Below are 12,094 nucleotides of genomic sequence, written 5' to 3' on the forward strand. Positions count from 1 at the left end.
GTGCCGCACCCGGCCACGGCGTCAGGTGGTGGTGCCCCAGCGGGCCTGTTCCAGCAGGGCCACCGCCCGCGAGACGGCGTCGGGGTCCTTGTCGGCAGCACGCAGCAGGGTGCTCGCCTCGTCGACCGCGTCGGTCAGCAGTCGCCACTGGGCGTCCCGTTCCCGCACCATCTCGGACTGCGCGGTGAGCTGCCGGGTCTTCGTCCACAGCTCCACGAAGACCGAGACCTTGGCCCGCAGCACCCAGGGGTCGAAGGGCTTCGTCAGGTAGTCCACCGCGCCGACCGCGTAGCCACGCAACGCCAGTTGGGCGTCCCGGTCGGCGGCGGTCAGGAAGATGATCGGTACGTGCCGGGTCCGTTCCCGCCGCTTGATGTGACTGGCCGTCTCGAAGCCGTCCATGTCCGGCATCTGGGCGTCCAGCAGGATCACCGCGAAGTCGTCCACCAACAGTTGCTTCAGGGCCGCCTCGCCGCTCTCCACCGCGACCGTCTGCACCGGCAGGCCCTGGAGGATCGCCTCCAGTGCCATCAGGTTCTCCCGGCGATCATCGACCAGCAGCGCCTTCGCCACCTGCGTCATGAGCCCTCCTCGGTGCGGCTGCCACTGATCGAGCTGGTCATCAGTTCGATCAGCTCGTCCAGGTCGACCGGCTTGGTGATGTAGTCGCTTGCCCCGGCCGCGATCGCCGACTCCCGGTCACCGGGCATCGCCTTGGCGGTCAGGAAGACGATCGGCAGGTCCACGAAACGGTGGTTCCGGCGGATCTGCCGGGTCGTCTCGTACCCGTCCTGGTCGGGCATCATCGCGTCCATCAGGACGATGTCCACCTCCGGGTGCTCCGCCAGCAGGCGCACCCCGTCGCTGCCGTTGTCGGCGTACAGCACCGTCATGCCGTGCAGTTCCAACGCGCTGGTCAGGGCGAAGACGTTGCGGACGTCGTCGTCGACGATCAGCACGGTGGCGCCGTCGAGCTGACGGGTCTTGGGTGCCTCCGGCCGCTGCGGCAGCAGCTCCACCGGCGGCATCAGCAGCGATGACGGCAGGCCGGCCCGCTGCGGTGACGGTGGCGACGGCGCCACCACCGCGTCCGGCGCCAGCACGTCGGGCAGGTACAGCGTGAACGTCGAGCCCTGGCCCGGCGCCGAGGTGACGGTGATCGTGCCGCCGATCAGGCGGGCCAGGTCCCGGCTGATCGACAGCCCCAGGCCGGTGCCGCCGTAGCGGCGGCTGGTGGTGCCGTCCGCCTGCTGGAACGCTTCGAAGATGAGCGACAGCTTGTCGTCGGAGATGCCGATACCGGTGTCGATCACCGTGAACGCGACCACCTGCCGGGCGTTGGTCAGCGCCGGTACGTCGAACACCACGTGCTCCGGAGCACGCGAGATGCGCAACGTAACCGCGCCGTTGTCGGTGAACTTGACCGCGTTCGAGAGCAGGTTACGCAGGACCTGCTGGAGCCGCTGCGCGTCGGTGACCACCGCCGCCGGCAGGTCCGGCCCGACGCGTACCTGGAAGTCCAGGCCCTTCTCGTCGGCCTGCGGCGCGAACGCCTGCTCCACGTAGTTGCGGATCTCCACGAACCGGATCTCGGTCGGCTCCACGTCCATCCGACCAGCCTCGATCTTGGACAGGTCGAGGATGTCGTCGATCAACGAGAGCAGGTCGGAACCGGCGCCGTGAATGGTCCGGGCGAACTCGATCTGCTTCGGGCTGAGGTTCTGCTCCGAGTTCTCGGCGAGCAGCCGGGCCAACAGCAGCAGCGAGTTCAGCGGCGTACGCAGCTCGTGGCTCATGTTCGCCAGGAACTCCGACTTGTACGCCGAGGCCCGGGCGAGCTGCTGCGCCTTCTCCTCCAGGCCGAGCCGAGCCAGCTCGATCTCCCGGTTCTTGGTCTCGATGTTGCCCTTCTGCTCGGACAGCAGGGTGGCCTTCTCCTCCAGCTCGGCGTTGGTGCGCTGCAACTCCGCCGACTGCTCCTGCAACTCGTGGGCCAGCCGCTGCGACTGGGCCAGCAGTTCCTCGGTACGCCGGTTGGCCTGGATGGTGTTGACTGTGATGCCGATGATGGAGACCAGCCGCTCCAGGAACGCCAGGTGCAGCTCGGAGAAGGGGGTGACGGTGGCGAACTCGATCACGCCGAGCAGTTCGCCCTCGAAGAGGACGGGCAGCACCACCAGGTCGGCCGGTGGGGTGTCGGCCAGCCCGGAGCGGAGCGTGATGCGGCCGTCCGGCACCGCGCCGACCCGGATCGTGCGCCGGGAGATCGCCGCCTGACCGACGAGTCCCTCACCGGGCCCGAAGGTGACGTCATGTCCCCGGGATACGTAGCCGTACGAGGCGGTCAGCCGCAGCCGCATCACCCCTTCGGAGTTGTCCGCCAGGAAGAACGCGCCGAGTTGCGCGTCGACCAGCGGAGTCACCTCCTGCATGATCATCCGGCAGACCTCGCCGAGATCGCGCTGGCCCTGCAACAGACCACCGATGCGGGCCAGGTTGGAGTCGAGCCAGCCCTGCTCCGCGTTCTTGTGGGTGGTCTCCCGCAGGGTGACGATCATCTGGTTGATGTTGTCCTTGAGCTCGGCGACCTCGCCCTGTGCCTCGACGGTGATCCGCTGGGTCAGGTCGCCACGGGTCACCGAGGTGGAGACCCGGGCGATGGCGCGGAGCTGGGTGGTCAGCGTCGAGGCGAGCTGGTTGACGTTCTCGGTGAGGTCCCGCCAGGTGCCGGAGACGCCCTTCACCTGCGCCTGACCGCCGAGCTTGCCCTCGCTGCCGACCTCACGGGCCACCCGGGTGACCTCGTCGGCGAACGACGAGAGCTGGTCGACCATCGTGTTGACCGTCGACTTCAGCTCCAGGATCTCGCCCTGCGCGTCGACCGTGATCTTCTGCGACAGGTCACCCTTGGCCACCGCCGTGGTCACCGACGCGATGTTCCGCACCTGACCCGTCAGGTTCGACGCCATCGAGTTCACGTTGTCCGTCAGGTCCCGCCACGTTCCCGAGACCCCCTTCACCTCGGCCTGACCACCGAGCTTGCCCTCGGTGCCCACCTCACGGGCCACCCGGGTCACCTCGTCGGCGAACGACGACAACTGATCGACCATCGTGTTCACGGTCGACTTCAACTCCAGGATCTCGCCCTGCGCGTCGACCGTGATCTTCTGCGACAGGTCGCCCTTGGCGACGGCGGTGGAGACCTGGGCGATGTTGCGGACCTGGGCGGTCAGGTTGGACGCCATCGAGTTGACGTTGTCGGTGAGGTCCCGCCAGGTGCCGGCGACGCCCTTCACCTGCGCCTGACCACCGAGCTTGCCCTCGGTGCCCACCTCACGGGCCACCCGGGTCACCTCGTCGGCGAACGACGACAACTGATCGACCATCGTGTTCACGGTCGACTTCAACTCCAGGATCTCGCCCCGGGCGTCCACCGTGATCTTCTGCGACAGATCACCCTTGGCCACCGCCGTGGTCACCGACGCGATGTTCCGCACCTGACCCGTCAGGTTCGACGCCATCGAGTTCACGTTGTCCGTCAGGTCCCGCCACGTTCCCGAGACCCCCTTCACCTCGGCCTGACCACCGAGCTTGCCCTCGGTGCCCACCTCACGGGCCACCCGGGTCACCTCGTCGGCGAACGACGACAACTGATCGACCATCGTGTTCACGGTCGACTTCAACTCCAGGATCTCGCCCCGGGCGTCCACCGTGATCTTCTGCGACAGATCACCCTTGGCGACGGCGGTGGACACCTGCGAGATGTTGCGGACCTGACTGGTCAGGTTGCCGGCGAGCTGGTTGACGTTCTCGGTCAAGTCGCGCCAGGTGCCGGAGACGCCGCGTACCTGGGCCTGGCCGCCGAGCTTGCCCTCGGTGCCCACCTCACGGGCCACCCGGGTCACCTCGTCGGCGAACGACGAGAGCTGGTCGACCATCGTGTTGACGGTGTCCTTGAGCTCCAGGATCTCGCCCTGGGCGGCCACCGTGATCTTCTGCGACAGATCGCCCCGGGCCACCGCCGTCGAGACCTGCGCGATGTTGCGGACCTGGGCGGTCAGGTTCGACGCCATCGAGTTGACGCTGTCTGTCAGGTCCTTCCAGGTGCCGGCCACGCCGGGCACCTCCGCCTGGCCGCCGAGCTTGCCCTCGGTGCCCACCTCACGGGCCACCCGGGTCACCTGCTCGGCGAAGAGGCGCAGCGTGTCGGTCAACGAGTTCATGGTGTCGGCCAGCGCCGCCACCTCGCCCCGCGCGCTGACCGTGATCTTCTGCGACAGGTCGCCCTTCGCCACCGCCGTCGCAACCTGCGAGATCGACCGCACCTGGCCGGTAAGGTTGGAGGCCATGGTGTTCACCGAGTCGGTGAGGTCCTTCCAGGTGCCGGCCACCCCGCGTACGTCGGCCTGGCCACCGAGCTTGCCCTCGGTGCCCACCTCACGGGCCACCCGGGTCACCTCGTTGGAGAAGGACGAGAGCTGGTCGACCATGGTGTTGACCGTGCGGCCGATGCGCAGGTACTCGCCGCGCAGCGGGCGACCGTCCATCTCCAGCGCCATGTGCTGGGAGAGGTCGCCGTCGGCGACCGCCACGATGACCCGGGCGATCTCGGTGGTCGGCCGGCCCAGGTCGTCGATCAACGAGTTGACCGCGCGCTGCCCCTCCGCCCAGGAGCCGTCCAGCCCCTCCTCGTCCAGGCGTTCGGTCAGCCGACCGTCGCGTCCCACGACCCGGCTGATCCGGCGCAGGTCGAGATGCTGCCGCTCCTGGAGCGACACCACGTCGTTGAAGGCGTCGGCCACCTCGCCGGCCGCCCCCGAACGCCGGGGCAACCTGACCTTGAGATCGCCACCGCGGACCCGTCGCAGCGCCTCGGCCAGCTCGGTGAGGACCGCCTCGTGGTCGGCGGCGGAGGTGTCCGCAGTCGCCGACTGTTTCGCCGTGGTCATCATTCCTCGCACTCGCATCGGGATACACCGGCCCGCGCCGGCCACCCCATCATTGTCCCCGTGACCTCGAAACCGCCACGGCGCACCGCCGTCCGTATTCCGGACCCGACGCGTGATCAGCTTGGCACCGGGCGGGTGCCGGGGCAGGATACGAGGGTGTCAGCGGCGGTGGGGCCAACCAGGGACGGGGGCCCGGAGGAGCACATCCGGCGGGTTCGGCTGCCCGCCGACCGGCGTACGCCGGCCGCCGCACGGGCGGTCGTCCGGTCCGTACTGGCCGAGGCGAACCTGGACGGACTTCTCAATGAGGCACTCCTGCTCACCACGGAGTTGTCCACCAACGCGGTCGAGCACGCCCGGACCGAACTCGACATCGAGGTCAGCGCCGACTCGTCCGGGCTGACCGTGACCGTCTCGGATTTCGCCTCCGGCCCGGTCGACGAGCTGACCGTCGGCGTCCGGAACGTGGCGACCGACATCACAGAGGTCGCCGAACGTGGGCGGGGTCTGCTGCTGGTCGACCACTTCGCGAGCCGGTGGGGCACCACCTACCTGCCCAGCGGCAAGGGCGTGTGGTTCCGGTTGGAACGCCCCGGGCCGCAGCCCGCCCGACCGGACGATTTCGCCCCGCCGACCGGCCGTTCGGACGGCAGGCACGCCTCCGTGCCCAGCGCCGGGGCGATGAGCGCGCTGATGCAGATCAGCCCTGACCCGTACGCGGAGGATCCGCTGCCGGACTTCGCCACCAGCCTGCTCACCCGGGTGGCGGAGATGGTCGGCGCGGCCGGCGGGATGGTACGCCTCGATCGGGGCGACGGACACGGCCCGCAGGCCCTCGCCCGGTACGGCCGGCAGCCCCGCCCCGGCAACGACCTGCTCCGGGTGCCGCTGGCGGTGCATCGCCCGTACGCGGGTGAGCTGGAACTCGACGCCGCCCCCACCGCGTACGCCCGGCCGCTGGCCGTGCTGACCGCCGAGCGGCTGTCGCTGCACCTGGAGAACGACCGGCTGCGCCGCGCCGACGTCCGGCGGCAGGCGTGGCTGACCTTCCTCGCCGAGGCCAGCGAGCTGCTCGCCCAGTCCCTGGACGTGGAGCTGACCATGGCGCTCGTCCCGCAGCTCGTGGTGCCCCGGCTCGGGCAGTGGTGCGCCGTGCACACCACCGATGAGTGGGGTCGGCTCCGGCTGGCCGCAGCCAGTCACGCCGACGAGTCGATGCTGCCGCAGTTGCACGCCACGCTCCGCGAGGCGGGACCGGACTCGGTCCAGGCCCGGCTGCGCGAGGCGAGTCGCAACGGCACCCAGACACCGCTGGGCGCGCCGATGGAGGGCTTCGCCGTGCCGCTGATCGCCCGAGGTCAGCGCCTCGGCACGCTGGCCGTCGGCCGGCACCAGCGGCACCGGCACGATCCCGACGAGATCGCGGTGCTGGAGGACGTGGCCCGGCGCGCCGCCCTGGCGATCGAGAACGCCCGCATTCACGCCGAGCGCCGCCGGGTGGCGCAGACGTTGCAGCAGTCTCTGCTGCCGCCGGTGCTGCCCGTGGTGGACGGCATCGGCTTCGCCGCCGAGTACGTGCCGACCGGCGGCGACGCCGAGGTCGGCGGCGACTTCTACGACGTGGTGCCGATGCCGGACGACCGTTGGCTGGTGGTGATCGGCGACGTCTCCGGCAAGGGAGTGCAGGCCGCAGCGGTCACCGGGCTGGTCCGGGACGTGATCCGGGTGCTGGCCGGGGACGGCAAGCCCCTGCCCGAGGTGCTGTCCCGGCTCAACGAGACGCTTGTCGAGCGGGGTGCCGGCCGGTACTGCACGCTGGCCCTGGCGGCGGTCGGCCCGGGCGAGGACGGGCAGCTCGACGTCGGACTGCACCTGGCCGGTCACGACCGACCGGTGCTGGTACGCGCGGCGGGTGGCCCGGCCACGTTCGTCGGCACCGGCGGCACCGCGCTCGGTCTGCTCGACGCGATCACCTCGCCGACCCTGGACATCGCCCTCGACCCGGGCGACTGCCTGGTCTTCTACACCGACGGGGTGACCGAGCGACGTCGGGGCCGGGAGCTGTTCGGCACCGGCCGGCTCCGGGACGCCGCCGCGCCGCTCGCCGGCTACTCGGCGGACGTGGTGGCGGCGCGACTGCGGGCCACCGCGATCAACTTCTCGGTCGAGGCGCCTCGGGACGACATCGCCATCCTGGTCCTCCGCAACGACGCCGTCTGACCGCTGGGCCTGCTGAGACGCCGCCGGACCTCACAGGCCGCCGGGGAGGCGACCGGGGGCCAGCCGGTGGCCCGGATCGAGGTGCTGCTTGACGGCGCGCAACCGGGCCATGCCGGTCAGCTCGCCCCACAGGTCGACGGCCCGCCGGACGGCGGGCGGCGCGGAGAGCACCACACAGCGACCCCGTCGGGCGAGCAGCACGCTGCGCACCGCGACCAGGATCGACGCCACCCGGTCGGGGGCCATCGTGCCGGGCAGGGCGGCGTGCACCACACCGAGGCCGGCGGAGCCACGGACCGGCACCGGCGCGCCGGCCGCGTCCCGCAACGCGTAGACGGCGGCGTGCAGGTCGTTGATCGGCACCTCCAGCCGGAGCGCGGTGTCACCGGGGGCGAACGGGTAGCTGCGCCACCAGGACGGCGCGGACCGGGCGACGGTGGCCCGGGCGCCGAGCATCGACCTGAGCCGGTCGGACCGCTCCGCCACGTCGGACGGGCCGCCTTCCAGCAGCACCACCAGCGAGCCGGCACCCGCCGGGCCGGTCGACGGGCGCCCCGTCATGGACGGGTGACGCGCCATCGACTCGGCCCGGTGGTCCCGGGGCCGGGGTCCCGCGCCGGCCGGCAGGTCCATCTCGATGGCAGCCGGGTCGAGCCGGGCGGCGAGCACCGCCCGGACCAGGTCGTGCACCTCCAGTGGGGTCCACACCGGGCGGGTCACCCAGACCCGGCTGGCGGGCAGGGGCTGCACCCGCAGGGTCGCGCTGACCAGCACGCCGAGCGCCCCCTCCGAGCCGCACAGCAGCCGGGCCTGGGCCAGCCCGGCCGCTCCGCCACCGGCCTCGGCCAGCTCACCGTCGGCGGCCAGGTAGCGCAGGCCGACGAGCTGGTCGCAGGCGGTGCCGTGCCGGTGTCGCAGCGGACCGGCCTCGTCGGCGGCGAGCACCCCGCCGACCGTGGCGCCGGGCGAGGGCGCGTCCAGCGCCAGCCGCTGACCGGTGCGTTCCAGGCTGGCCTGCACCGCGCGCAGCGGCGTGCCGGCACCGACCTCGGCGGTGCCCTGGCCGGCCGGCTGGTGACCGATGCCGGCCAGCCGACCGGTGTCGAGCATGATGTCGACCCGCTCCGGCACGGCACCCCAATCGATCTTGGTGCCGGCACCGCGTGCCACCACCGTCAGGTCGTGCCGCGCGGCGAGCCGCAGCACCTCTGCCGCCGGGTGGGTGCCGCCGGGCACCGCGACCCAGCGGGCCAGTCGCCCGGCCACCTCGTCGGCCGGACCGGCGAACCGGGCGAAGCGTGAACCGCAGATCTCGGTGAGCCGACGGGCGATGTCGAGGGCACCGGACCCGCCGGTGGAACGCGCTGGCAGCATGGCTGCGATCGTACATGTGTTCGAACGGCGTGGTGGGGATTCGCGCCGCCCGAGACGCCCGGCCTGCCGGTAACGTGGCGCCGTGACCACCGAGACCCCCGTGCCCGTAGCCAGGCAGGTGCCGACCGAACGCGTCCACCACGGCGTTACCGTCGTCGACGAGTACGCCTGGCTGGCCACCAAGGACGACCCTGAGACGATCAACTACCTCAAGGCCGAGAACGCCTGGACCGAGTCGCGTACGGCGCACCTGGCCGAGCTGCGCACGGAACTGTTCGAGGAGATCCGCCGGCGCACCCAGGAGACCGACCTGTCGGTGCCGACCCGCAAGGGCAGGCACTGGTACTACTCCCGGACGGTCGAGGGCAAGCAGTACGGCGTGCACTGCCGCCGGCCGGTCCGCGACGGCGAGACCACGCCGCCGATCAGCCCCGACGGCGCCCCGCTGGACGGCGAGGAGGTGCTGCTCGACGGCAACCTGCTCGCCGAGGGCCACGACTTCTTCTCGCTGGGCGCCTTCGACGTGAGCCCGGACGGCCGGTTCCTGGCCTACTCGACCGACTTCTCCGGCAAGGAACGCTTCACCCTCCGGATCAAGGACCTCAGCACCGGCGAGCTGCTGCCCGACGAGATCCCCGACACCTTCTACGGCACCGCCTGGGCCGCCGACGCCTCGGTGCTGTTCTACGTCACCGTGGACGACGCCTGGCGTCCGCACCGGGTCTGGCGGCACGTGCTCGGTACGGCCGCCGCCGACGACGTGGTGGTGCACTCCGAGGACGACGAGCGGTTCTGGGTCGGGGTCGAGCTGACCCGCTCGGAACGCTTCATCCTGATCGACATCGCCAGCAAGATCACCAGCGAGGTACGCGTCATCCCGGCCGGCAACCCCACCGGCGAGCCGGCCGTGATCGCCCCCCGCCGGCAGGGCGTCGAGTACTCGGTGGAGCACCACGGGCACCGGTTCCTGATCCTGCACAACGACGGCGCGGAGGACTTCGCGCTGGCGTACACCTCGGCCGACGCCCCGGGCGACTGGGTGCCACTGATCGCGCACTCCCCCGGCACCCGTCTGGAGTCCGTCGACGCCTTCGCCGATCACCTGGTCGTCACGCTGCGCGCCAACGGGCTGACCGGGCTGCGGGTGCTGCCGGTCGGTGGCGGCGACGGTCACGGCATCGAGTTCCCCGAGCCGCTGCACACGGCCGGGCTGGACTCGAACCCGGAGTACCGCACCGGGCGGGTGCGGCTGCGCTACACCTCGCTGGTCACCCCGGACTCGGTGTACGACTACGACCTGGTGACCCGCGAGATGACGCTGCTGCGGCGGCGACCGGTGCTACCCGGACCGGACGGGCGGGAGTACCGGCCGGAGGACTACGAGCAGCACCGGGACTGGGCCCTGGCCGACGACGGCACCAAGGTGCCGATCTCGCTGGTCTGCCGCCGGGACACCCCCCGCGATGGTTCCGCGCCCTGCGTCATCTACGGCTACGGCTCGTACGAGGCCAGCATGGACCCCTGGTTCTCGGTCGGGCGGCTGTCCCTGCTGGACCGTGGCGTGATCTTCGCGGTGGCCCACATCCGGGGCGGCGGCGAGTTGGGCCGGAGCTGGTACGAGCAGGGCAAGCTGCTGGCCAAGAAGAACACCTTCACCGATTTCGTCGCCTGCGCCCGGCACCTGGCCAAGGCGGGCTGGACATCGTCGGACCGGCTGCTCGCCCGGGGCGGCTCGGCCGGCGGGTTGCTGATGGGCGCGGTGGCCAACCTCGCGCCGGACGCCTTCACCGCCATCGTCGCGCAGGTGCCGTTCGTGGACGCGCTCTCCACGATCCTCGACCCGTCGCTGCCGCTGACCGTCACCGAGTGGGAGGAGTGGGGCAACCCGCTCGCCGACCCGGAGGTGTACGCCTACATGAAGTCGTACACACCGTACGAGAACGTGGCCGACCGCGACTACCCGGCGATCCTGGCGATGACCAGCCTCAACGACACCCGGGTGCTCTACCACGAACCGGCGAAGTGGATCGCCCGGCTGCGGGCCCTCGCGCCGCAGGGCGAGTACCTGCTCAAGACCGAGATGGAGGCGGGCCACGGCGGGCCCAGCGGGCGCTACGACGCCTGGCGCGAGGAGGCGTTCGTCAACGCCTGGACCCTGGACCGGATCGGCCGCATCTGACCGCGTCGCCAGCGCAGAACGGGCCAATATCCCAGCCGGCTTGGTGTGTGTGCGACACCAAATATGTCGCACACACAACAACCTTCAGACCAGGACAACGTCCGGACCGGGCTGCTGTGCTGTGGCTCCGCGGTGGTCGGCCTGGCGATCGCCTGGTCCGCCGGCCTCTTTGACACGGGATAAGCCCGCGCACTACGGCTGGCCGGACGACCAAGGCATGGCTGGACATACCCGCGAAGGTGGCTCCAGCCGGCCGGGGTCGGCGTCGCCAGGTCACCAGCATCGGCGGCCTGACACCGGTCCCGCCGAACCACCTCGCCCATGCTCTGCGCCGCCCCGCCTTACCTGGAGCCGCGCCCCCTCGATCTCCGGCCCGCGCCGTACCCGCCAAAACCTGCAAAATCGGGGTGGAAATGCCTCATAGAACCAGTCGCCTGCTCCAGTAAACATTCAGGGCCACTCCGTGTGGTGATCTTGGGTGGCTGTGCGTGATCGACTGACTGGTTTGATCTTGACGGCGTGTCGATGCGTGGCCGGGTGCGATCGATGTGTTGTGATCGGTGGGTGTCTGGCCTGGAGGAGTTGTCGCGTGAGGAGTTGATCGGGCTCACGCGACAGCTGATCGTCCAGGTGGGACAGTTGACCCGGGCGAACCAGGAGTTGACCGATCGGGTCGCCCGGTTGGAACGCCTGGTGTCGCGTAACAGCGGGAATTCGGGGATGCCGCCGTCGAAGGATGATGATCCGGGTCGGAGGCCGCCGGCGGAGGCGTCCGCGTCGGAGCCCGCGGCCGGTGTCGGTAAGCGGAGCCGAGGTAAGCAGCGGGGTGCGCCGGGGGCTCAGCTGTCGTGGTCATCGGCTGCGGATGACACTGTGGATCATTTTCCCGGTGGGGTGTGTGGATGCGGTTCGGATCTGGCTTCGGCGGTTGATCTGGGGGTTTACGCCTCGCATCAGCAGGTCGATGTGCCGGTGATGACGGCGACGGTCACCCAGCATGATCGGCACGCGGTGCGCTGCGGGTGCGGGGCGATGCACGTCGCGGCCCGCCCTGACGGGGTGCCGGACGCGACCGTCTCGTACGGGCCGAACCTTGCGGCGTGGTGCGTCTATCTGATGGTGGTGCACGCGATTCCGGTGGCCCGGTGCGCTGACCTGGTCGCCGCGTTGACCGGCTCGCGTCCGTCGGACGGGTTCGTCCACGCGTTGATCGGCCGGGCCGCGGCGGGGGTGGCCGAGTCGAACCGGATCATCCGCACGCTGATCGCCCTCGCGCATGTGGTCTCCTGCGACGAGACCCCGATCCGGGTCGGTGCCCGCAAGGTCAAGAAGTACCTGCTGGTCGCCTGCACCCGCCTCTACACCTGGTACC

5 protein-coding genes and 1 pseudogene are annotated in these 12,094 nt (G+C 70.8%); 3 read left to right on the forward strand and 3 right to left on the reverse strand.

Features of this window, described 5'->3' with window-relative positions; genetic code table 11:
• Positions 1-21: 21 nt before the first annotated feature.
• Positions 22-582 (reverse strand): response regulator, encoded by a 561-nt coding sequence (locus ID554_RS11490; protein WP_117229332.1) that lies wholly within the window; start codon positions 580-582, stop codon positions 22-24.
• The gene (locus tag ID554_RS11495) at positions 579-4,949 is read right to left on the reverse strand and encodes a hybrid sensor histidine kinase/response regulator (RefSeq protein ID WP_117229374.1); all 4,371 of its coding nucleotides are present in this window, start codon (positions 4,947-4,949) and stop codon (positions 579-581) included. Before ID554_RS11495 ends, ID554_RS11490 begins: the two co-directional genes overlap by 4 nt.
• Positions 4,950-5,105: 156 nt before the next feature.
• Here ID554_RS11495 and ID554_RS11500 point away from each other — a divergent pair, with 156 nt between their 5' ends.
• Positions 5,106-7,169: a SpoIIE family protein phosphatase gene (locus ID554_RS11500; RefSeq protein WP_117229333.1), complete on the forward strand. Its 2,064-nt coding sequence runs from the start codon at positions 5,106-5,108 to the stop codon at positions 7,167-7,169.
• Between the two features lie 30 nt (positions 7,170-7,199).
• On the opposite strand, the gene ID554_RS11505 is transcribed toward ID554_RS11500, so the two are convergent.
• A complete protein-coding gene (locus tag ID554_RS11505) occupies positions 7,200-8,543 on the reverse strand; it encodes an FAD-binding oxidoreductase (RefSeq protein WP_117229334.1) in 1,344 nt (447 codons plus the stop codon).
• Between the two features lie 82 nt (positions 8,544-8,625).
• On the opposite strand from ID554_RS11505, the gene ID554_RS11510 reads away from it, so the two are divergent.
• Positions 8,626-10,722: a S9 family peptidase gene (locus ID554_RS11510; RefSeq protein ID WP_117229335.1), complete on the forward strand. Its 2,097-nt coding sequence runs from the start codon at positions 8,626-8,628 to the stop codon at positions 10,720-10,722.
• Positions 10,723-11,268: 546 nt separating this feature from the next.
• Positions 11,269-12,081: pseudogene (locus ID554_RS33020) on the forward strand (IS66 family transposase); the annotation flags it as partial.
• Between the last annotated feature and the right edge of the window lie 13 nt (positions 12,082-12,094).

The organism is Micromonospora craniellae (assembly GCF_014764405.1).
Lineage (GTDB): Bacteria > Actinomycetota > Actinomycetes > Mycobacteriales > Micromonosporaceae > Micromonospora > Micromonospora craniellae.